20 protein-coding genes are annotated in these 23647 nt (G+C 44.6%); 19 read left to right on the top strand and 1 reads right to left on the bottom strand.

Going from position 1 to position 23647, the window contains the following annotated elements:
• Positions 1 to 63 precede the first annotated feature (63 nt).
• Both Q0339_RS04840 and Q0339_RS04835 read left to right on the top strand, forming a co-directional pair.
• Positions 64 to 1197, top strand: a complete 1134-nt coding sequence (locus Q0339_RS04840) for an ATP-grasp domain-containing protein (protein WP_298077694.1) — start codon at positions 64 to 66, stop codon at positions 1195 to 1197.
• A 188-nt stretch (positions 1198 to 1385) separates the two neighbouring features.
• Positions 1386 to 2222 carry a DUF368 domain-containing protein gene (locus tag Q0339_RS04835; protein ID WP_298077927.1) on the top strand — a complete coding sequence of 279 codons (837 nt, stop codon included), beginning with the start codon at positions 1386 to 1388 and terminating at the stop codon, positions 2220 to 2222.
• A gap of 31 nt (positions 2223 to 2253) precedes the next feature.
• Here Q0339_RS04835 and Q0339_RS04830 read toward each other — a convergent pair whose 3' ends face one another.
• The gene (locus Q0339_RS04830) at positions 2254 to 3084 is read right to left on the bottom strand and encodes an AraC family transcriptional regulator (protein ID WP_298077692.1); all 831 of its coding nucleotides are present in this window, start codon (positions 3082 to 3084) and stop codon (positions 2254 to 2256) included.
• 260 nt (positions 3085 to 3344) lie between these two features.
• Here Q0339_RS04830 and Q0339_RS04825 point away from each other — a divergent pair, with 260 nt between their 5' ends.
• The 17 genes from Q0339_RS04825 (at position 3345) to Q0339_RS04745 (ending at position 23565) form a co-directional block, all read left to right on the top strand.
• Positions 3345 to 5555 (top strand): alpha-galactosidase, encoded by a 2211-nt coding sequence (locus tag Q0339_RS04825; RefSeq protein ID WP_298077691.1) that lies wholly within the window; start codon positions 3345 to 3347, stop codon positions 5553 to 5555.
• A 156-nt stretch (positions 5556 to 5711) separates the two neighbouring features.
• Positions 5712 to 7823: a PBP1A family penicillin-binding protein gene (locus Q0339_RS04820; protein WP_298077690.1), complete on the top strand. Its 2112-nt coding sequence runs from the start codon at positions 5712 to 5714 to the stop codon at positions 7821 to 7823.
• A 177-nt stretch (positions 7824 to 8000) separates the two neighbouring features.
• Positions 8001 to 9341, top strand: a complete 1341-nt coding sequence (locus tag Q0339_RS04815) for a Mur ligase family protein (RefSeq protein ID WP_298077688.1) — start codon at positions 8001 to 8003, stop codon at positions 9339 to 9341.
• 20 nt (positions 9342 to 9361) lie between these two features.
• Complete coding sequence (locus Q0339_RS04810) at positions 9362 to 10033, top strand: adenosylcobyric acid synthase (RefSeq protein WP_298077687.1); 672 nt, start codon at positions 9362 to 9364, stop codon at positions 10031 to 10033.
• Positions 10034 to 10297: 264 nt separating this feature from the next.
• Positions 10298 to 11389 (top strand): PTS sugar transporter subunit IIC, encoded by a 1092-nt coding sequence (locus Q0339_RS04805; protein WP_298077926.1) that lies wholly within the window; start codon positions 10298 to 10300, stop codon positions 11387 to 11389.
• Between the two features lie 28 nt (positions 11390 to 11417).
• Positions 11418 to 12449: a branched-chain amino acid aminotransferase gene (locus tag Q0339_RS04800; RefSeq protein ID WP_298077686.1), complete on the top strand. Its 1032-nt coding sequence runs from the start codon at positions 11418 to 11420 to the stop codon at positions 12447 to 12449.
• 200 nt (positions 12450 to 12649) lie between these two features.
• Positions 12650 to 13225: a thymidine kinase gene (locus Q0339_RS04795; RefSeq protein WP_298077685.1), complete on the top strand. Its 576-nt coding sequence runs from the start codon at positions 12650 to 12652 to the stop codon at positions 13223 to 13225.
• A gap of 11 nt (positions 13226 to 13236) precedes the next feature.
• Positions 13237 to 14316, top strand: coding sequence for a peptide chain release factor 1 (prfA, locus tag Q0339_RS04790; protein WP_023391099.1), 1080 nt, complete (start codon positions 13237 to 13239; stop codon positions 14314 to 14316).
• The gene (gene prmC, locus Q0339_RS04785) at positions 14300 to 15163 is read left to right on the top strand and encodes a peptide chain release factor N(5)-glutamine methyltransferase (protein ID WP_298077683.1); all 864 of its coding nucleotides are present in this window, start codon (positions 14300 to 14302) and stop codon (positions 15161 to 15163) included. Before prfA ends, prmC begins: the two co-directional genes overlap by 17 nt.
• Positions 15164 to 15182: 19 nt before the next feature.
• Positions 15183 to 16205: an L-threonylcarbamoyladenylate synthase gene (locus Q0339_RS04780; RefSeq protein ID WP_298077682.1), complete on the top strand. Its 1023-nt coding sequence runs from the start codon at positions 15183 to 15185 to the stop codon at positions 16203 to 16205.
• A 49-nt stretch (positions 16206 to 16254) separates the two neighbouring features.
• Positions 16255 to 17484 carry a serine hydroxymethyltransferase gene (gene glyA / locus Q0339_RS04775; protein ID WP_298077680.1) on the top strand — a complete coding sequence of 410 codons (1230 nt, stop codon included), beginning with the start codon at positions 16255 to 16257 and terminating at the stop codon, positions 17482 to 17484.
• Between the two features lie 30 nt (positions 17485 to 17514).
• Complete coding sequence (gene upp, locus Q0339_RS04770; RefSeq protein WP_070755235.1) at positions 17515 to 18153, top strand: uracil phosphoribosyltransferase; 639 nt, start codon at positions 17515 to 17517, stop codon at positions 18151 to 18153.
• 165 nt (positions 18154 to 18318) lie between these two features.
• The gene (locus tag Q0339_RS04765) at positions 18319 to 19494 is read left to right on the top strand and encodes a carbamoyl phosphate synthase large subunit (RefSeq protein ID WP_298077678.1); all 1176 of its coding nucleotides are present in this window, start codon (positions 18319 to 18321) and stop codon (positions 19492 to 19494) included.
• A 3-nt stretch (positions 19495 to 19497) separates the two neighbouring features.
• Positions 19498 to 20238 (top strand): alpha/beta hydrolase-fold protein, encoded by a 741-nt coding sequence (locus Q0339_RS04760; RefSeq protein ID WP_070755237.1) that lies wholly within the window; start codon positions 19498 to 19500, stop codon positions 20236 to 20238.
• 301 nt (positions 20239 to 20539) lie between these two features.
• The gene (locus Q0339_RS04755) at positions 20540 to 21424 is read left to right on the top strand and encodes an ROK family protein (protein WP_291431121.1); all 885 of its coding nucleotides are present in this window, start codon (positions 20540 to 20542) and stop codon (positions 21422 to 21424) included.
• A 12-nt stretch (positions 21425 to 21436) separates the two neighbouring features.
• A complete protein-coding gene (locus Q0339_RS04750; RefSeq protein WP_070755239.1) occupies positions 21437 to 22270 on the top strand; it encodes a MurR/RpiR family transcriptional regulator in 834 nt (277 codons plus the stop codon).
• On the top strand, positions 22267 to 23565 hold the full coding sequence (locus Q0339_RS04745) for an ABC transporter substrate-binding protein (protein WP_298077675.1): 1299 nt from the start codon (positions 22267 to 22269) through the stop codon (positions 23563 to 23565). The genes Q0339_RS04750 and Q0339_RS04745 overlap by 4 nt, the downstream gene beginning before the upstream one ends.
• Positions 23566 to 23647 lie beyond the last annotated feature (82 nt).

The following is a 23647-nucleotide window of genomic DNA, read 5'->3' as shown; positions in this document are numbered from 1 at the left end:
TAGGTTTCAGTAATAAAGTATGGTACACTAGTAAGGTGTGAATGAGATAAAGGAGGTGGCACTGTGCCAGAAAAACACTATCCAGGTGAAACAGTAGGGATAATTGGTTCTAGCATTCATGCTGCCCTTCTGGCTCAGGCGGCAGGGAAATTAGGCTACCGTGTAGCAAGCCTAGTTCTAAATCCAGATAATTTGGTGCGTCAATTTGCTAGTTGGCAGACAGTGGCCGAAGCCTATGATGAAGCAACTTTACGATTTTTCGCTGGGCGGATTGACACTGTCATTGTAGAGCCGGGGCTCTTGTCTAACTTAGCTTTCAAGGTTTTAGCGGACATTACAGATGTTACGCTATCGGAAGACTTGCGAGCTATTGCCACAGATCGTCTGATTGAGAAGGCCTATCTAGATGAGAAACGTTGCTTGGTGGCGCCTTTTGCTATGGTGACTTCGCTAGAAGATGTCAAGGAAGCAGTGGAGTTTATCGGCTTCCCTTGCTATCTCAAATATACCCAACGGCACATTGAAGCTGTGAGCAGCCATCTCATTCTTTACAGCGAGGCTGACTATGAAGCTGCTCAAGACAAAATTGCCTTGGGAACCTGTATACTAGAGGCTTGGATTCCTAGCGAAAAAGTAGTCTCCTTGTCGGTGGTTCGGAACGAACGAGGGGAACTCCTGGTATATCCACCATTTGAACAAGTTCAATCTAGTGCAGTGAGTGGTACACAGGTCCGTTACCCTGTCAAGCTCCATGAAGAAGTTGAGCGAGAAATCCGACGTTTGGGGCGCTATTTAGTCGAGACTTTAGCCTTAGTGGGCTGTATGACCATTGATTTTCTGGTGACTTCTGCTGGCGTGGTCTATATTAATAGTGTTGAGATAGGCGCTAAGGACGCTGCTATGTTTACCCTAGGTGCCATGTCCTTGTCATGTTATGAAGCCATGGTGCGCTCAGTAGTCGGATTACCTCTGCCTAGTCTAGTACCTTTAGCTGATGCGGCCATCGCCTTACCTCTTGAAGCCTTAAATGCTGACCAGGTCATGACCCAATACATGTTACGGACTGACTGGGGTTTTGCTCTCTTTAATCCAATGGGACGTAATCCTCTGGATTTAGAAGGGCAAGTCATTGTCACAGGGGAAAGTTTGGCTCATTGTCAACGTCAGATTGAGTTGACAGATATCTTGAAAAAATAAGAAATAGGTAGCTTTATGGCTACCTACTTTTTGTTTATAAGTGTCAAGAAGTCATTTCTAGCCTTAAGAAAATATCCGATAAACTTAGCCCCAGCCTTGCATTCTGAGACAATTAACGCTAGACTAGAGAACAGGGGTTTCAGGCCCAGGCCTGAAATGACAGATTGTATAAGGAGGGTTTCCATTTGGTGGAACATCAAGAAGAAAAACAACAACCTTTTCTCTATCGCTTTTTGGTAGGGATACTGATTGGCTCTGGCTTTATTGTGCCAGGGGTTAGTGGCGGGGCCTTAGCTGCTATTTTTGGGATTTATGAACGCATTATTGGGTTCTTGGCCAACCTAACTAAGAACTTCAAAGAAAATATCCTCTATTTTATTCCGGTAGGATTGGGGGCGCTTTTCGGGATTGTCCTCTTCTCCTTTGGGGTCAGCTACCTATTAGCTAACTATGCTACCATCGTTTCTTGGTTCTTTGTCGGCTGTATCCTAGGATCCGCACCTGCTTTATGGCGGGAAGCTGGTAAAGAAGGGCGTAGCCATAAGGACTTGTGGGTGCTAGCTGGATCTTTTATCTTTGGGATTGTGCTTTTACAGTTTGGTAGCCATCTCTTTAATGGCCAAGTCGAGGCTAACTTCATTTCTTGGTTTATCTCGGGGGCGCTGATTGCTTTAGGGATTCTAGTGCCTGGCCTTAGCCCATCTAACTTTATACTTTATATGGGACTCTATGAAAAAATGGCGACAGGATTTAAGCAGTTAGATTTAGCCGTTCTGATTCCAATTGGCTTGGGTGGCTTGGCGACCATTATCTTGCTTTCTAAGCTGATTGAGCGTATTTTCCGCAGTCATTACAGTGTCTTCTTTCATTTTATTTTTGGGATTGTCCTTGCTTCAACGATTGAGATTATTCCAAGAGACTACACTGGCTTTGGCTTGCTCCAATACCTGCTCTGTTTCCTCACCCTGCTTTTGGGGACAGGAATGGGTTGGTGGATGGCTCAGCTTGAAGAAAAATATAAGTAAAACAAAAGCCCGGGAAACCGGGCTTTTTTCTTTAGGCATAGAGCTTGCGCCAATCGTAGGGAGCCAAACTTTTGACTCGTTTAAAGGCAGCAGAAAAGTTGAATTGGTTGGCATAACCGACTTGTTGGGCAATAGATTGGATGGATAGTTCACGATTAGTCAGGAGTTGGCAGGCAATATTCATGCGGTAGTTAAGAATGAATTGAGAAGGAGTTAAACCCATTTCCTGTTTGAATAATTTGCTGAAGTAATTGCGATTCAGATTGCAATGCTGAGCGATGTCATCGATTGAAATGGACTCAGCAAAATGATCTTGAATAAAGCGAATGGCCTCGCGAATATAAAAGTTGTGAACATCATTTTGGGGTATGAGTTGGGTGTGGTTAGAATAACGAATCAGGGCATCCATGACTAGGTAGAGTTGGCCAATTAAGAAAGACTCATGTTGCTTAGGGTTATTAATCAGTTGCATGAGGGGTGCCATGATGTTATCTTGCACAGACTGCTGCTTAGGTTTAAAGAGATAATTAGAAGTATTAAAGCCCGCTTCCTGTAAGAAGTGCTTAGCTTTTAGCCCATTAAACTCAATCCAACAATAGGTCCAAGGGTCGGATTCATCCGCTTCATAGGCACAAATGCAGTCAGGTGTCATTAAAAAACCCTGCCCCGCAGAGAGCGTTTGTGCCTTCTGGCCTACCAGTGAAAAGCGCCCTTGGCCAGATAAAATGTAGTGGAAGAGATAGTTATGGGTTTGCGTGGGCCCCATGCGATGCAAGGGGGCGCAAGCCTCGCGACCAAATTGAATAGGATAAAGTTCAATAGACGTTTTGTTGTGGAAGACATAGAATTCTGCTTGGCTCATAGGGATCCTCCTTTTCTCAATTATAGTAAACGCTTTAATGATTAGTCAAACTTTATATTCGCCAAAGCGCTATTATATACTCAAAAATTATCGTATGTCTTAAAAACGAATAAAGAAAGTGACATATGACTATTCGATGGCTTGGAATGACATGTTATAGTTAGCTTAAACAAAGTTCATTATGACAAGGACTTACTTATCAATTATTCTTGGGATTAGGCAACTGTAGAAACTCATTTTTTGAAAGGAGCACATATACAATGGAAGTTATTTTCGATAGCAGTCAACAAGTCTTCCACTTACGCAACCAGAAGGTGTCATATCTAATTAAGTTGGAAGGTTTTGGTTATGTTACTCATCTCTATTTTGGGCCACGCTTGGAACAATACAGTGGCATAGCGACTTATCCACGGATTCATCGCGATTTTGAAGTGGAGTCGGTCGAATTTGGAGCAGATGTACGTGATTTCTCGGTTGGGAATTTGCTTTATGAGTATAGTCAATATAATCGTGGGGATTTCCGGCACCCGGCCTTAGTCTTACGTCATGCTGATGGCTCCACAGTCAGTGATTTTCGGTATGACCGTCATGAAATTGTGGCGGGCAGTCCAACCTTGGAAGGCCTCCCTCATGCGAAAGTAGATGAGGGGCAAGAGGCGGTTACTCTCAAACTCTATCTAAAAGATGCACTTAAATCGCTAGAACTGGTCTTGTTCTATACGATTTTTGAGGGGCAGGCAGTAGTGGTGAGGTCAGCTATTCTTCACAATAAGGGAAGTGAGACAAGTCGGATTGAGAAAATTTCCAGTTTTCAATTGGATTTGTCGCCACGGCAAGCAGAACTTATTCACTTAAACGGTACCTGGGCTCGGGAGCGATTCGTGGAGCGTGAAGCCATCCACCATGGTATTAAAGTTCTAGATAGTAAACGAGGAACGAGCAGCCACCACCAGAGTCCTTATATGGCTATCGTAGCGCCTGAGACGACTGAACACTTAGGTCAGGCTTTGGGTGCCCAACTCATTTACAGTGGTAGCTTTGAAATGTCTGTTCAGATGGACTCCTATGATCAAATTCGACTTCAGGCAGGCATACAATCGCTAGGATTGGATTGGGAGTTGGCTCCTGGGGAAAGCTTCCAAACTCCACAGGTTGTCTTGGCTTATAGTAATCGTGGCTTGAATGGCTTATCCCAAGCTTACCATGATTTTGTCAGTCAGCATTTGATTCCGAGCCGCTTCCGAGGTGTAGAAAGGCCGATTCTCATAAATAACTGGGAGGCAACCTATTTTGATTTTGATCAACCTAGATTGCATGCCTTGATTGACCAAGCAGCTAATCTTGGGATTGAGCTCTTCGTCCTAGATGATGGTTGGTTTGGGCAACGCAACCATGATAATAGTTCGCTGGGTGATTGGTTTGAACAGAAAAGTAAATTGCCACAGGGTTTGGTAGGTCTATCGGATTATGTCCATGGAAAAGGGATGAAGTTTGGACTCTGGTTTGAACCTGAGATGATTTCAGAAAATAGTAATCTCTTTCGAGAGCATCCTGAGTGGGCCATCCAGACACCCGGTCGAAGTTTGACACCTGGTCGTCAGCAGTTAGTCTTGAATATGGCCAATCCAGATGTCCGAGATAACCTCTTCCAACAGATTAGCAAAATCCTGGATCAAGTACCGATTGACTATATCAAGTGGGATATGAACCGTCATCTTACTGAAGTCTATGCTCTACATTTACCGGGTCAAGCTCAGGGACAGGTAGCTCATCGTTATACTTTGGGTGTCTATGATCTCATGGAACGGTTGACTAAGACCTATCCTCACATTCTATTCGAAAGTTGTTCAGGTGGGGGAGGTCGTTTTGACTTAGGTATTCTCGCCTATATGCCACAAACCTGGACTTCGGATAACACGGATGCTGTAGAGCGCCTGAAGATTCAGTATGGGACCTCCATGATGGTGCCGCAGCACACCATGGGAGCTCATGTATCCGCAGTGCCTAACCATCAAACACACCGTGTGACGCCTCTCGCGACTCGAGCTCAGGTCGCCTACTTTGGTGACTTTGGTTATGAGCTCGATTTAGCCAAACTGCCAAAAGAAGAACTTGAAAGCATTCGACAACAAGTGAACTTCTACAAGCGACATCGTGCTCTCTTTCAGTTTGGTCGCTTTAGTCGCCTGCTAAGTCCTTTCCAGGATAACCTGACAGCCTGGATGGTGGTTAGTCCAGAGCAAGATCAGGCAATGGTCTTGTTAGCTCAGACTCTAACTCAAGCTGCCATGCCTTTGCAGGTGCTTAAGTTACAGGACTTGCGCCCAGAAAGGCGCTATCAAGTGAAGTCAGAGGAGCAGGAATTTGTCGCTACTGGGGCAGAACTGATGCAAGTAGGATTCTATGTCTTTCCGCAATTGGAGGGTGACTATGCAAGTCGACTCTACCACATCAAGGCAATGGTAGATTAAGAATTAGATATTCAGCACCTGGTTTCAGGTGCTGTTTTTTTATTAGCCGTTTTCTAAGAAATACTTAAATTTTCACGCTTAGCAGTCAAAATTCATAAGAAATTCGTAATTTTCCAGTATAATAAGGGTCATGAATGAAGTAATGAGGTGATCATAATGGCCAGTCAAGCAAGTTTTAGAAGCCGTCTTTGGCATGGTTTCAAAGGCATCTGGCGGTATTACCGTGGCTGGAAATGGTTAATCCTTATCGGCATGTCAATCACGCTAGTTATGTCGACCTACCTGGTTTTTATCGCTAAGACGACCAATGTGGCTATGCTACAAGATGCACTCAAGACGGTTACAACCATTTATGATAAGAATGACCAAGAAGCTGGGACACTGAGTGCCCAGAAGGGAACCTATATAAATCTAGACCAGATGTCTACTACTATACGTGAAGCGGTGGTGGCAACGGAAGACAAGCGATTCTATCAGCATAGCGGTTTTGATGCCCAAGGGATAGGGCGGGCCCTAGTGCGATTTGTAATCAATCGCAATACTTCTGGCGGGGGCGGCTCAACCTTGACCCAGCAACTGGTTAAGAATGCCTTCTTGACCTTAGACCAGACGCTACAACGTAAGCTCAAGGAATTTTTCCTGGCCCTTGAAGTCGAAAAACAATTTAGTAAGGACCAGATTCTAGAGATGTATCTCAATCATGCCTACTTTGGTAATGGAGTCTGGGGTGTCGAAGATGCCTCGCAACGTTATTTTGGTCACTCGGCAGCTACCCTGTCTTGGAATGAGGCAGCGGTTCTGACAGGTATTCTCAAAGGGCCATCGCTTTTTAACCCTATTGATGACTACGAGGCGGCAATCGAACGTCGTAACGTAGTAATTGGTCTCTTGGAACAGGAGTCAGTGATTGATAGTCAAACGGCACAGTCAATTAAATCTTCAGGTATTGAACTTCATGATGCCTATGTGGCTAAGGAGCAGGACCAATATCCGGCCTATTTCGATGCGGTGTTAGATGAGGCGGTAGCTGAAACAGGAATTCCTGAAGCGGACTTGCTGGCTAAGGGCTATAAGATTTATACCTACCTGAATCCTGAATATCAAAATGCCTTGGATTCAGCCTATCAAGTGCAGGGGATTTTCCCAGATGATAATACGGGAACTCCATTAGTACAGAGTGCTTCAGTTGTGGTAGAGCCTTCCACAGGTGGTGTGATGGCCATCTACGGTGGTCGAGGTGATTACGTTCACCGTGGTTTTAACCGGGCAACTGACATGAGACGCTCGCCGGGTTCTACAATCAAGCCACTGGCGGTCTATGAACCTGCTCTGGAAGCGGGTTATAAAATTAATAGTCAGGTGCCTGACCAGGTAAGATCCTATGGTAACAACCATTACGCACCGGAGAACTATGATCGTCAGACTGATCCATCTGGTCAAGTCTCACTCTATTATGCCTTGGCCCAAAGTAAAAACACTTCAGCTGTCTACTTGATGGATCAGTTAGGAGTAGGCAAGTCAGTGCAAAAGTTAGATCAATTTGGTCTCAAGATTCAAGCTCAAGACCAACAACTCACCTTGGCCTTAGGCGCCCTCAGCCAAGGGGTATCGCCTTTGCAGATGGCTAGTGCCTATGCAGCCTTTGCCAACAAAGGGATTCGTAATGATAGCTACTTAATTCGTCAAATTAAAGACGCCAGTGGCCATATTATCTATCAAAATACTCGCCCAACTAAATATATGGTCATGACACCACGAGTAGCAGCCGACATGACCAGCATGATGTTGGAAACTTATGGCGGTAATGGGACCGGTTATGGTGCCGGACCTAGTTTTGGTCAAATCGCGGGTAAAACAGGGTCAACGGAAGTATCGGACGGCAACATGGCAACTCGTGATAAATGGATGATTGGCTATACACCAGATTTTGTTATTGCTTCTTGGGTAGGCTTAGATAAGTCTGGGGAGCAATCACTGGATGATTTAATGCCTAATGGTATGCGCCAGCTCTTCTCTATTCAGACTACTAATCTCATGTCGGCATCGCCACAGACCTCTTTTGGTTTGGAAATGGCTTCGCAAATGACGACCGACACCAATCCAGTTGCTGATGCGCTTCAGCACTATAACGTTGGAGAAACAATTGATCAGGGCGCTAAATGGGTTAACCAAAATGCGGGTAACCTATGGGACGACATTGTCTTCACCACCAAGGAAGCTGTGCGTGGTGTGGGTGATTGGTGGCGCTCGATTGACTGGCCATTTTAAGCTAGATAGTTAGATAAAGCAGGGGCCTCAGTCCTTGCTTTTTGCTGGCTAGGGGGATAAAATAGAAAATGAGTTTTGCGTCTCAAATTCTATGATGCGCTTGTCTTATTAGGTCCCTCTGCAGGCCTATTTATTATCTTAATGAAGCCAAAATTTTGAAGTTGAAGGAGTCTCTTTATGACCTTACGAAGTAAACTAGCGACTGGTATTGGTCGCTTAACCCGCTGGGCCTTAACGACCTTTACCAGTGGAGGTTCTAGCCTACCTGGTAAATTAGCTCTAGCCCTAGATCCAAATCTTCTAGCCGATTTAGCTAAGAACTATGATGTCGTCATTATTACTGGTACTAATGGTAAGACCTTAACGACAGCACTAACGGTGCACGCCTTAGCTCAGTCTTACGACCACATCCTGACTAATCCAACAGGTTCTAACATGAAGCAAGGAATTGTATCTACCTTCCTGTCTGCACCTGCCTTACCTAAAGGGCAACGAGGTGTAGCTGTTCTGGAAGTCGATGAGGGCTCTCTTAAACACGTGGTTAAGGCACTGGCTCCTAAGGCTTTTGTCCACACTAACGTTTTCCGGGACCAAATGGACCGTTATGGTGAAATCTATACTATCTATAAACTTATGGCAGACGCTGCTAAGCAGGTGCCAGAAGCAACTGTGATTGCCAATGGGGATTCACCACTCTTTAATTCAGTGGCTTTGCCTAATCCTCGAGTATACTTCGGTTTTGATCATGAAGAGGACCATGAGGTAACGCCTCACTATAATACGGATGGTATTCTCTGCCCAGAATGTCAGCATATCCTTCGCTATCACAGCAATACCTATGCTAATTTAGGGAAATATTATTGCCCGCATTGTGGCTTCAAACGTCCGGATTTAAGTTATCGCGTGACGGCTCTGGAAGAATTAGCGCTGACTCATTCGCGTTTTGCTATTGAAGGACATGAATACGCTATTCCAGTAGCAGGGCTCTATAATATCTATAATGCCTTAGCAGCCTATAGTGTGGCTCGTGAATTTGGTGTATCTCCTGAGGCCATTGAAGCTGGCTTTAAGCAAGCAGAGCGGGTATTCGGCCGGCAAGAGTTTTTCCAAGTAGGGGATAAGAAAGTCCTTCTTAACTTGGTTAAGAATCCAGTCGGCTTGGATCAGGTCTTAGCGCTTATTAAATTAGATCCTGAACCTTATAATTTAGTGGCCATTCTCAATAACCGCTATGCGGATGGGACAGACGTCAGCTGGATTTGGGATGGTCATTATGAACAGATGGTTGATTTTCCAATCCAAGAAGTCTATACGGCAGGGATGCGGGTTAAGGATATGACCAAGCGTCTTGAGGTAGCAGGACTTGATTCAGAACGCATCCATGAGTTAGATAGTCTTGAGGCGGTTGTTGCGGCTATTGAAGCGAGCTCGACACCACATATTCATATCTTGGCTACCTATACCGCCATGTTAGATTTACGAAAATTACTAGTAGCCAAAGGCTATTTGAAGCAGTAGGAAAGGGAGGGCTAGATTGAATGAAAACTTTACGAATCTGCCATCTCTATGGCAATCTCTTGAATACCTATGGAGATAATGGGAATCTCCTCATGCTGCAATACCATGCCAAACAAGCCGGTTACCAAGTAGAAACCGATTTGGTTAGTTTAGGTGATGACTTTAAGGCGGATGACTATGATATTGTCTTTATTGGTGGTGGGCAGGATTACGAGCAAGGCATTATTGCGCGCGATATTGGTCGTCTAAAGACTGAACTAGAACGTTACATTGAATCGGATGGCGTCTTACTCGCCATTTGTGGTGGCTTCCAATTTTTGGGTCAATACTATATGACAGCAGAAGGGCAGAAAATTGAATGCCTAGGTATTTTTCCACATAAGACAGAACGCCAAGAAGGCACTCGCTTCATCGGGGATATTGAAATCTATGATGAAGTCAATCAAGTGACTTATTATGGCTTTGAAAATCATAATGGGGTGACCACACTAGGTCCCAATCAAGCACCGCTTGGTCGCGTAGTGACCGGTCATGGGAACAATGGCCAAGACAAAACCGAGGGTATGCACTATCGCAATACTTATGGTAGCTATTTCCACGGCCCGCTTCTAGTACGGAATGAAGGTCTAGCAAAACATTTGGTGACATTGGCTATTGCTAATCATGAAGCTAAGAAGGCTTCAAAAGTCTAAGCCAGCTATAAAGGATTAAAGAGAGACTAGTTGCCTAGTCTCTTTTCTTGTGCCTTAAGTAAGAGGTGATGGCGGACCTCTGAAGAAATTTCACAAACATAATCTCAGGATGTAGGTAATTAAATGAGAAGTTCGTGATAACTATTTACTAGCTTTGACTTCTGTGTTTGTGCATCTAAGGATTATTTTCAGAAAAATGAAAAACTACCTTGCAATAAGATTAGAAATACGTTAAAATTATGGCATCCTAAAAAGAAAAGAGGTATCTCTATGACGAATGAAAAGACCAAATCGTCTGCCTATAATTTTATAAACAATGTATTGAATGGGACAGCCATTGCTATCGTAGTAGCTTTGATTCCTAATGCAGTCTTGAAGGCGGCGCTCACAGCCCTTCAGAGCAATTACCCTGCTATTAAGCCATATTTAGTGGACTACTTAAATATTATTACCATCTTCCAGTTCTTCATTCCTGTTATGGCCGGGTTCTTGATTGCACATCAATTCAATATGAAGCCAATGCAGATGATTGCGGTCGGTGGGGCTACCTTTATCGGGTCTGGCGCTTGGAAAGCGGTTGAAGCAACCATCGGTGACAAGACAGGCCAAATCTTCCAACTTGCCGGGACAGGAGATTTGATTAATGCTATGGTAACGGCAGCTCTTGCGGTAGCTGTCATCCAGTTAGTGGGCCACCATTTTGGTGCCTTAGAAATTATCCTCTTACCAATTGTGGTAGGTTCCGGAGTCGGTTTACTTGGTTACAAGCTCCTTCCATATGTTAAACAAGTGACAGATACGATTGGTCACGTAATTGAAACCTTCGTACAATATCAACCATTCGTAATGAGTATCTTAATTTGTATGTCTTTTGCTATCTTAATCTTAACCCCAATTTCAACCGTCGCAATCGGCTTAGCCATTTCATTATCCGGCCTATCAGCTGGGGCGGCCTCTATGGGGGTCGGGACTACGGCTCTATACTTAGTCTGGGCAACTCATAAGAAGAATAAGCCAGGTGTTCCAACAGCAATTGCTTTAGGTGCTATGAAAATGATGATGCCTAACTATCTGACTCACCCTATTATGTCAGCCGGGCTTCTCTTATCTTCAGCTATTACAGCTGTTTTGGTTCCGGTCTTTAACTTGACAGGGACGCCACAAACCTCTGGTTTTGGTTTAGTTGGTTTGGTTGGTCCGATCGCTTCCTTACCAAGTTTAGGAAATAACTTCTTGCTCATGCTCCTCATCTGGGTGGCTGTGCCAGCAGCGGTAACTTTCCTAGTTCACTTCCTCTTCACCAAAGTCTTGAAACTCTATGATGAAGAAATTTTCGTATTCAAAGGTTCTAACTAATCTCATTATTATATTGGAGGAATAGACAATGACAACACCAGAACAAATGGACTGGAATAATCTTGGTTTCGGCTATACCGATACCGGCAAACGTTACCGTGCATACTACCGTAATGGTGCTTGGGAAAAGGGCGGCATTACAGAAGATGCCACCATTACCATGAGTGAAGCGGCTAACGTTTTACACTATGGTCAAACATGTTTTGAAGGTTTGAAGGCTTATCGCACTAAATCTGGTGAAATTAACCTTTTCCGTGTTGATCAAAATGCGGCGCGTATGCGCCGTTCTGCTGAGCGTCTCTTGATGCCAGCCTACCCAGAGGATTGGTTTGTTGAAGCAGTTAAAGAAGTGGTAGCAGCTAATGCGGATTGGGTACCACCTTATGAATCAGGTGCGACACTTTATATCCGGCCTTTCCTCATCGGCTTGGGTGCATCAATTGGGGTTTCACCTGCAGATGAATACCTCTTCGGAATTTATGTATCTCCTGTAGGTGCCTACTTCAAGGGTGGCTTAACTCCAAGTAAATTCGTGGTCTCTGACTATGACCGGGCAGCACCTCAAGGGACTGGTGCTGCTAAGGTGGCAGGTAACTACGCGGCTAGTCTATATCCTGGCAAAAAGGCAAAATTAGAAGGTTATGCTGATGCTATTTATTTAGACCCAGCAACCAAGACTAAGATTGAGGAAGTCGGGGCAGCTAACTTCTTCGGGATTACCAAGGATAACAAATTTGTTACGCCATTATCTCCTTCTATTTTGCCATCTATTACCAAGTATTCACTCTTATACTTAGCCAAAGAACGCTTGGGCTTGGAAGTAGAAGAAGGCGATGTTTATGTTGATCAGTTAGATCAATACGTAGAAGCTGGTGCTTGTGGGACGGCTGCTGTTATCAGCCCAGTTGGCTCAATCACAGTAGGTGATAAGAAGTATGTCTTCCATTCTGAGACAGAAGTGGGGCCAATCACTAAACGTCTTTATGATGAACTGGTGGGTATACAATACGGGGATGTAGAAGCTCCAGAAGGTTGGATTCAAAAAGTACCGGTTAAATAGTCAAGCTTGAAGAGGCAGGAACTCAAGTTCCTGCCCTTTTGTTATGGAAAAATCACAGGTTCAGAAAGCTAGAATTTCAGCTTGGCTGAGCTAGCTAGATTTGCTGATTCTTTGATTGACTATTAGGCGCTTTTCCCTTATCATTACTAGTTGGGACAGTGAAATTTGCGCTTAAAAATACCCAAGAAAGGATGCTTAGTGTGGCACAGTTTTATTTTAAGTATGGCGCCATGAATAGTGGGAAATCGATTGAGATTATTAAGGTTGCCCATAACTACGAAGAACAAAATAAACCGGTTGAACTCTTTACCAGTGCCATTGATACGCGTGTTGAGGTAGGAATTGTCAATAGTCGGGCAGGTTTCCAACGCCAAGCTACGCCTATTACGGAGGACATGGACCTATTCGAAACCATTAAGGCCTTGACACCTAAGCGTTATTGCATCTTAATTGACGAATCGCAATTTCTCAGCAAAGAACACATTTTGCAGCTAGCGCGAGTAGTGGATGAACTCGATATTCCAGTCATGTGCTTTGGCCTCAAAAATGACTTCACCAATGAACTTTTTGAAGGATCAAAATACCTCTTGCTCTATGCTGATAAGATTGAAGAAATCAAAACCATCTGTTGGTTCTGCCACCGCAAGGCCATAATGAATTTGCGGATTTCAGATGGTAAGCCTGTATATCAAGGTGAACAAATTCAAATCGGGGGCAACGAGTCCTACTATCCCGTTTGTCGTCGCTGTTACAAGAATCCTGGAATAATTAAGTAAAGGAGACCACTATGTTTGAACAATTGGATGCCCTCATTTTTCGATTTGAGGAATTACACGAATTACTCAGTGACCCCGAAGTCATCTCAGACTCCAAACGTTTGCGGGAACTGACCATTGAAGAAGCCGATCTGAGTCCTAAGGTAGCAAAAATTAAACGCTACAAGCAGGTCCAACAAGAAATTAAGGATACTGAAGAGATGCTAGGCGAAGGCCTAGACGCTGATATGGCTGAATTGGCTAAAATGGAATTGGCTGAATTGAAGGCTGAAAAACCTCGTTTGGAAGAAGAAATTAAGGTTATGATGTTACCTGAAGATCCAAATGATGGTAAAAACATTATCATGGAAATCCGTGGTGCAGCGGGTGGGGACGAAGCCCAGCTCTTTGCTGGTGACCTTCTCAATATGTATACGCGATACGCTGACAGCCAAGGTTGGAAGGTAGAAGTATTAGACGCTAATATTACTGGTATCGGAGGGTATAAGGAAGTCAGTCTCATGATTACCGGGCATAAGGTTTATAGCAAGCTTAAGTTTGAGAACGGAGCTCATCGTGTGCAACGGGTGCCGGAAACAGAATCTCAAGGCCGTGTGCATACCTCTACCGCAACTGTAGTCGTGATGCCTGAAGCTGAAGAGGTCGACTTAGATCTCAAGGATGCTGATATCCGGGTAGATATCTATCATGCTAGTGGGGCCGGCGGTCAGCACGTCAACAAAACTGCCTCAGCGGTTCGTTTGACTCACTTGCCAACTGGGGTGGTCGTTGCGATGCAAGATGAGCGGAGCCAACTTAAGAACCGGGAAAAGGCTATGAAGGTCTTGCGTGCCCGTGTCTATGATATGCTCCAATCAGAAGCCCAGGCAGAATATGATTCTAACCGTAAATTAGCTGTCGGTACCGGTGACCGTTCAGAGCGTATTCGGACCTATAACTACCCTCAAAACCGGGTAACTGATCACCGCATTGGTTTAACCATTCAACAACTCGATGCCATTATGTCGGGGAAATTAGATGAAATTATCGACGGGTTAGTCCTCTTCGACCAAACCCAAAAATTGGAGGAGCTCAATGGCCCTCAAATCTAATGCAAGCCTGGCTGAAGTACTCAAGAGTGCTTCAGTTTTTTTGGAAGAAAGAGGTTTTGATGGAAGTCTGGCCCAGTCATATTGGCTGCGAGTCTTTGATTGGACTCTAACTGATTTGGTCAGACAGCTTCAACAGACTCCTAACCAGGAGGTCTATGAGACCTTTCAAGAGGTTTTAGAACGCCTAGTGAGGCATGAGCCCTTGCAGTATATTTTAGGTTATGAAGACTTTGATGGTCGCCGTTTTAAGGTGACACCTGCTGTCTTAATTCCACGGGAAGATACAGCTGGCATCTTAGATTTAGCGGCTTCCTGGTTAGAAAAGCATCCAGAAGCTAGTCAAGCTCTGGATTTAGGGACGGGATCTGGTATTCTAGCCATTAGTTTGGCTTTGCGTTATCCGCAACTTCAATTGACCGCGGGTGATTTATCGCCTGAAGCCTTAGCTATTGCCAAAGAAAATGGCATAAGCCTTCAAGCCGCTGTGGATTGGCTGGTGACGGATGTCTGTCAAGGTTTGCCTCAAGATAGAGCTTATGATTTAGTAGTATCAAATCCACCTTATATTAGTGAGGCAGAATTAGATTTAATGGATGAGTCAGTTAAACGCTATGAGCCGTCTATGGCTTTGTTTGCTGAGCAAGAGGGCTTGGCTTTTTATCGCCAACTGGCTAATCAAATTAGGGCCTATCTCAAGCCATGTGCTTGCTTGATTCTAGAGATTGGTTTCCGGCAAGGGCAGGAGGTTGCGGCTATTTTCAGTCAAGCCTTCCCCCAAGCCAAGGTTAGCTGTCATAAGGATTTGAATGGGCATGATCGCTATGTCCAAGTAGAGATTAATGAATGAAAGGAGATGACCGCCTAAAATGTTAACCCAGAAATTTCGTTTGGGAGAATTGGATGAAGCGGCCGCTCTCTTAAGAAGAGGTGAGCTAGTCGCCTTTCCTACCGAGACAGTTTATGGTTTAGGCGCCATCGCGACTAAGGAACAAGCAGTTGCTAAGGTCTTTCAAGCTAAAGGTCGTCCTAGTGATAACCCACTCATTGTTCATGTCAAGGATGCCCAACAAGTCTTGGACTATGCGGCAGAGGTGCCTAAATTGGCTAAGGATTTAATGGAGCGCTTTTGGCCGGGGCCTTTGACCATTATTTTGCCTGTCAAAGCAGGTGTCTTTCCGGCAAACGTTAATAATGGCCAAGAAACGGTTGCCTTTCGTATGCCTAACCAGCATTCAGCCTTACGTCTAATCGACTTAGTGGGGGCGCCGCTAGTTGGGCCAAGCGCTAACTTATCGGGCAAACCTAGTCCAACAAGCGTCGACCATGTCATGCAGGATTTTGATGGAGTCATCGCTGGCGTAGTGGCTGGGGATACGGATCAAGCCCAGATCGGAGTGGAGTCGACGGTGGTCCGCCCTATGTCAGACCGTTTAATCATTTTACGGCCAGGTGCTATCACCCAGTCCATGCTGAAGCAAGTATGTCCAAAGGTTCAAGAATTTTCAGTAGCAGAGCAATTAGCTGCTCCTCAGCTCCAATCACCAGGCGTTAAGTATCGCCATTATAGCCCTAAACAAGCTGTGTTTTTGTTTGAGTCTTCTGAAGGTCTCGCCAACCTTCATGCAAAGCTAGTTGCTAAGGGAGGAAGCGTCGGTTTGTTGGCAGATGATGCTATTATCCAAGCCTTAGGTCAGCAAAGTCCAGTTGTAGCGACCTACTCTTTAGGTCAGCCTAATGATGCGGCCAGTGCTACCCGTCAACTATATGCCGGCCTGCGGGCTTTGGAAGCGAGTGATTGTGATTGGATTTTAGCTCAAGCAGTGCTAGAATCAGAAAAATATCATGCCTACATGAATCGTTTGAACAAAGCGGCTACAAGTATGTTATAATAGAAGGCAGAACATAGGTTGGCAGGAGCCAACCACAAGGAGGTTACCTATGACTGAAAGTTTACATGATGCCTTGGTCTTTGAGACCATCGAGCGTGAAGAACGGCGACAATTAGAAGGAATCGAGTTGATTGCCTCAGAGAACTTTGTTTCACCTGCAGTCCTTAAGGCACAAGGAAGTGTCTTAACCAACAAGTATGCTGAAGGCTATCCTGGCCGACGCTATTATGGTGGCTGTGAATACATTGATGTCATTGAACAAGCAGCGATTGATCGAGCGAAAGAACTTTTTGGTGCGGAATATGCCAACGTACAACCCCACTCTGGTTCATCTGCCAACCTTGCTGTTTACCGAGCTTTCCTCAATGTTGGCGACCGTGTCTTGGGCATGGATTTGTCACAAGGTGGTCACTTAACTCATGGTTCGCCTGTTAATTTCTCTGGCCAGTCTTATGAGATGCATGCTTATGGTGTAGACCCTGTTACTGAATTGATTGATTATCAAGCGCTAGAAGCTCAGGCTGAGGCTGTAAAACCTAAGATGATTATTGCAGGGGCATCTGCTTATTCCCGGACCATTGACTTTGAACGTATTGGTCAAATTGCTAAGAAAGTAGGGGCTATCTACTTTGTGGATATGGCCCATATTGCTGGCTTAGTTGCGGCAGGTCTCCATCCTAACCCAGTGCCTTATGCGGATGTGGTAACAACGACGACCCATAAAACCTTACGGGGCCCTCGTGGCGGCTTGATTTTAGCTAAGGCACAGTATGCTAAACAACTCAATATGGCTATTTTCCCAGGCATTCAAGGGGGGCCACTGGAGCATGTAGTAGCCGCTAAGGCGGTTGCCCTCTTGGAAGCCTTGCAACCAAGTTTCAAGACTTATGCAGCGCAGGTGATTAAGAACGCTCAAGCCATGGTGGAGGTTTTCTTAGAAAGTCCTCTGCGTGTCGTATCTGGTGGGACGGATAACCACCTCTTCAATCTTGATGTGACACCACTGGGTGTGACAGGGAAAGAGGCCCAAGAGCGTCTGGATCAAGTAGGGATTACCGTTAACAAGAATTCGATTCCTAACGACAGTCGTTCCTTCATCGATCCAAGTGGTATTCGGATTGGGACATCTGCTATTACGACGCGCGGCATGAAAGAAGCGCAAGCTCAGACTGTTGCCCGTCTGATTCTCAAAACCTTAACAGCTTCTGACGACCAATTGGCGGCTATCCGTCAAGAAGTCAAAGAACTCGTTGCTGGCTTACCACTTTATCAAGCTTAAATTGATTGACTCAGAAAAGGAGAGACTAAGATGGCAAAATGCGTAGTAATTAACCACCCACTGATTCAGCACAAACTAACCATTATTCGTGATAAAAACACCTCTACCAAGGCTTTTCGCGAAGTAACCAATGAAATCTCTATGCTTATGGCTTATGAGATTACACGTGATTTGCCAGTAGAAGATGTGGTCATCGAAACTCCCTTAGTTGAGACCACTCAAAAGCGGATTGCCGGGAAGAAAATGGCGATTATTCCAATCCTAAGAGCTGGCTTGGGCATGGTCGATGGGATCTTGGATTTAGTGCCTGCTGCACGTGTGGGGCATATTGGTCTCTATCGTGACCACGAAACCTTAGAGCCAATTGAATACTTTGCTAAATTACCACAAGATATCGAAGAGCGTCATGTCTTTGTGGTGGATCCAATGTTAGCGACAGGAGGCTCTGCGATTGCAGCCTTAGACCTTCTGATGAAAAAGTATGGCGTCAAGCCAGAAAATATCACCTTTTCTTGTTTGGTTGCTGCACCAGAAGGGGTAGCAGCTTTACAAGCGGCGCATCCAGATGTGGATATCTATATGGCGGCGCTAGATGAGCGACTCAATGAACACGGCTATATCTTGCCAGGGCTTGGGGATGCGGGTGACCGTATTTTTGGTACTAAATAAGGAAGAAAGGCTAGGAAGAGATTTCCTGGCCTTTTTATTATGCCATTTGTTACGCGTTCCGAACATTTGGATCAAGAAATTGGCCTTTTCTTACTTTAATACTTGTATTCATTCAAAATACATGATATTCTAATTTATATTTAATAATTATGTTGAGGTGAAACTATGAATTACTTGATGATGTCCCCCCATTTCCCTAAAAACCTCCAGAATTTCGCAATTCGACTTAAAGAACGTGGTGTGAATGTATTGGGGATTGGCACAGAGCCCTATGACTGGCTCTCACCAGAGTTACGTGAAAGCCTCACTGAATACTACCGTGTCGATGATATGGAAAACCTTGATGAAGTGAAGCGTGCTGTAGCTTTCTTAATTTATAAGCATGGGCCAATCGATCGTCTGGAATCTAATAACGAATACTGGCTAGAGTTAGATGCTGCTTTGCGTGAGCAATTCAACGTACCTGGGGTCAAACCTCGTGACTTAGAAAAAACCAAGTATAAGTCAAAAATGAAGAAGTTATTTGAGAAAGCTGGCGTTCCAGTGGTGCCAGGTTATCTAATCAAGAATGAAAGTCAACTCAATAAAGCTTTGAAGGAAGCTGGCCTCCCTGCAGTAGCAAAACCTGACCGTGGAGTAGGGACTGCAGCAACCTATCGACTTGAGACAAAAGAAGATGTTGCAACCTTCTTGTCCGAGTGGGACCAATCCATTCCCTATTTTGTGGAGCCTTATGTCTTGGATGCGGAACTCTGCACATTTGACGGTTTAGTTGATGAAAAAGGACAGATTGTCTTCTCAACAAGTTTTGTTTATTCCTTGCCAACCTTAGAACTGATTGAGGGACAGTGCGATTACACCAACATTGTCCAAAAGGATGTAGAGCCTAAGTTGGCTGAATACGGCCAGGCAGCAGTTAAGGCCTTTGGGATGAAGGAACGCTTCTTCCATATCGAATTCTTCCGTCGTAAGAAGGGAGACTACGTGGCCATCGAGTATAATAACCGACTGGCTGGCGGTTACACAATCGATCTCTATAACTATGCTTATGGTTGTGATCTCTATGCTATCTACGCCGATATCGTAACTGGGAGGCTAGAAGAAACGCCAAGCTATGATCGACATTACGGGGTAGGTATCTCACGTCGTGACGAGTTGGCTTACGCACATAATATTGATGAGATCCGAGCAAAATACGGTGACCGTGTGAAAATGGTCGACCGCTTGCCAGATGCTTTTTCGGCTATTATGGGGAATGAGTTCTTAGTCATTCTAGCGGATACGCAAGAAGAAGTTGAAGAAGTAGGTCATTATGTACACAAGAAACAAGGAGGACAATAATAAATGCACGTAGAATGGTTAAGTCACTGGAGTGGTCAACTCAATCGCGAAATGCCTCTCAACCGCTATGGTCACGCGGGTTTACCGATTGTGGTCTTTCCTTCATCAGGTGGAACCCACAATGAATATGCCGACTTCGGCATGATTGATGCCTGTCGCGATTCCATTGAGGCAGGACGGGTTCAATTTTTCACCTTGGCTAGTGTGGATAGTGAGAGCTGGTTGGCTGATTGGAAATACCCTCACGATCGGGCTGAAATGCATCGGGCATATGAGCGTTATGTCATTAGCGAGGCGATTCCTTTTATTAAGCATAAAACGGGCTGGTTTGATCCAATGATGACGACAGGTTGCAGCATGGGGGCATACCATGCGCTCAACTTCTTCTTGCAGCATCCAGATGTTTTCCGCGGGGTGATTGCCTTGAGCGGGGTCTATGATGCACGTTTCTTTGTAGGGGAATATGGCGATGATGTGGCAATCTATTCTAATTCGCCAAGTGACTATGTCTTCAACCAACACGATCCTTGGTTCCTGGATCAATATCGCCAATCCAATATTATTGTCTGTACCGGGCACGGGCCTTGGGAACACGATGGTCTGCCATCCTTCTATAAGGTAAAGGAAGCCCTAGAAATGAAGGGAGTGCCTGCTTGGTTTGACGAGTGGGGCGGCGATGTAGCCCATGACTGGCCATGGTGGCGCGTGCAGATGCCATATTTCTTGAGTCGTTTAGGTTTATAAGATAAATGAGGCTAGGAGTCTTTCCTAGCCTTTTTAGTTTGCCTCTTAAATCTAAAAATAGGGTAGTTAATCTGCTGATTTTGGAAAAGGAAGATAAAAACAGCTAGAAGAACGGATGTAAATCAATGAAAAATAGGTGGTAATTTCATGTAAATGCCATGGCTACAATATCTAAAAATGGAGCTGTCAGAAAATCAGCTATGAAAATAATTTTCTTAATAAAAACACTTGAAAAATATTTTCTTTAGTGTATAATGAAAGCGTAATCAGTTGAAAGACAGAAAGAGAGGTGACAAATTGGATGAATTACTTGTGCTTTGATATTGGCGGGACCTTCATTAAATATGGTCTTTTCAATGAAAAGGGGGAAGCGCTAGGCCAGACTCAGAAGGTCAAAACTAGCGTTGACCAGTATTCTAACCAGATATTGCAACAAGTTCTTTCGATTACCAAGCAGGTTCAATCCCAGGAGAGCCTATCGGGCGTGGCGATTTCAACTGCTGGAGTGGTTGATTCTCGTGACGGGTCTATACGATTTGCAGGGCCCACTATCCCAGGTTATACGGGGACGCCACTGAAAGCTGAAGTGGAAGCACTCACTGGTCTGCCTTGCTATGTGGTAAACGATGTGAACGCAGCTTGTTTGGGTGAATACTGGCAAGCCAGTCGAACAGGCCAGCCACCTAAGTCCATGATATGCTTTACGATTGGTACAGGTGTAGGGGGAGCCATTGTTTTAGATGGACAACTGCTAACCGGTGTGAGCGACATGGCCGGAGAGGTGGGCTACTTGCCTATTGGCAAAGCAGCCTTTCAGGAATTAGCTTCAACAACCGCTTTGTTAGAACAGGCGGCTCAAGCGACAGGCGAAAATCTCAGTGGGGAAGCCTTCTTTGACCGCTTGGAAGCAACAGGAGATCCAGTCTTAAGCCAAGTACTCGACCAATTTCTAAATCATTTAGCCACCGGACTTTTATCAGCGATTTATCTGCTGAATCCAGAAGTCCTTGTCCTAGGGGGAGGAATTCTAGCGCGTGCTGATCTCATTATGCCACGTCTAATGGCAATCTTGGAGCAACGTGTGATTGATCCTCGCTTCCTCACAACAGAGATTCGACCAGCCCAGTCAGGTAATGATGCTGGAATGTTAGGTGCGCTATCTCAACTCATTAAGCTAACTCAATAAGGATGTGATCCCATGGGAGTATTAGAGCGAATTGAAGCCAACTTCGTTCATCTATCACCAAAGGAACAGCTCCTTGCAACCTATATTATGCAAGAAAGTCCCTATTTTACTAACATTACCATTAGCGAGATGGCCAAAGAAACAGGTGTTTCAGCCGCAACCATTACACGCTTTTGCCGTAAAGTAGGGTGTGAGAGCTTTGTCGATTTGAAAATTCAACTGCAAGCCAGTGAAGGGGAGTCGGCAAGTAATCACCAGAAACATGATATGTTCGATACGGTTAGTGAATTCTATAACCGTATCATTCAACGAACGTCAGAATTACAATCAGAATATCAGCTCCGTCAGTTAATTCAAGTTCTCTCTCAGGCCAACCGAATCATGGTTTATGGGATGGGATCCTCGGGGTTAACGGCTCGGGAATTGGCTATTCGCCTTTCGCGTATGGGACTACCAGCCACGAGCGAGACGGACTCACATATGATGATTATCTCCAGTACGGTGACACGTTCTAGTGACGTGGTAATTGCCATTAGTAATTCTGGTGAAACAAAGGATGTGATTGATGCTTTAGGCAATGCCAAGCAAAATGGCGCCATTTTGGTGGCCATAACTAGCATGAAGGGAAGTAGTTTAGCTAAGCTAGCTGATGAGACCCTTCTGGTACATAACAGTCGTTTTGTCAATAGTGAGTTTTTTGTCAACACTCAACTACCAATTTTTTTCCTTATCGACATCATTACCCTGATGATGTTGGAAGAACCAGTCTTCAATCAGAATATGCAGAAGACCATTCAAGAAATTACTTCTATCAATCAAAAATTACAAATGGGGGAACCATCATGAAATTATCAAAAGTTTTTGCAGCTGCTTTATCTTGCGGGATTTTATTAAACACAGTTGTGACAGCGGTACCAGCCGATGTGCGTGCTGAAGAGACAGTAACCATCAAATACTGGAACTTCCCTAACTTTACCAGCGACTCAGAATTCAAGACTTCTGAAGAATACGATGCAGCCTTGATTAAAGCTTTTGAAGCTAAGAACCCAGGCATCAAAGTTGAATACCAAAAAATCGACTTCACAGACGGTCCAGCTAAAATTGAAACAGCAATCCAATCTAAGACCAACCCTGACGTAATCTATGATGCACCAGGTCGTGTCATCGACTGGGCAAGCAAGGGTTACTTGGCACCATTCAAAGACGTTGACACTTCAAAATTAAATGAATCAGCTGTTAAGGCTAGCTCCTTCGAAAACGAATTATACCTCTATCCACAAGGGATTGCACCATTCTTGATGGCAGTTAACACTAAGTTGACTGATAAATTAGGTGTGACAGATCTCTTGCCATTCGAAAAAGAAGGTCGTAACTGGACTCCTGAAGAATTCCAAAAATTCTTAGAAGCAGTTCAAGAAAAAGACAAAGACCTAATTCCAACCGTTGTATATGCTAAATCTGCAGCTGGTGACCAAGGTCCTCGTGCCTTTGTTTCAAACTTATACGGTTCTTGGATTACTAACGATGAAGTGAATAAATACATCATCAATGACGAAAACGGGGTAAAAGCCCTTCAATGGATTCGCGAACAAGCACCTAAAGGCATTATCGGTCAAGGGGCTGCTTTAGAAGCAAAAGATGCTTTGGAATACTTCAAGTCTGGTAAGTCTCCATTAAGCATCTTGGCAAGTCCAGGTCTCTACGCACAATGGAAATCAGTAGAAGACTTAAACGTTCGCTTCTTACCATTCCCTAATGCTAACAAATCACCTAAGTATGAATACTTAGTAGCAGGGCCTGCAGTCTTCGATAACGGTGACGACAAGAAGATTGAAGCCGCTCAAAAATTTGTAGACTTCATGATTAACGATCCAGAATGGGGTACTCGTACTTTGAAAGCAACTGGTAACTTCTCTGCTCAAAAAGGCGTGAAAGGCCTCTACGACAACGAAGAGTTGAAGTTTGCTGAAGGCTTATCAGATCACTTCGGTGCATACTACAACACCATTCCAGGTTACGCTAAAATGCGTCCACTTTGGTTCCCAATGCTCCAAGGGGTATTGTCTGGCCAAGGTGATGTAAAAGAATTAGTGGACAGCTACGTAGAACAAGCGCAAGCTACCTACGAAGAAGCAAAATAAGCCACACTATAATCTGAATTCAGAGAGTGCTTGATTTACTGGGACAAATCTAGCGCTACCCGGACCAGGTTCTCGCGTGCGA

This window comes from uncultured Abiotrophia sp., assembly GCF_938010525.1.
GTDB lineage: Bacteria > Bacillota > Bacilli > Lactobacillales > Aerococcaceae > Abiotrophia.
The sequence above is the reverse complement of the archived record's forward strand: the minus strand, read 5'-3'. Positions and strand labels throughout refer to the sequence as shown.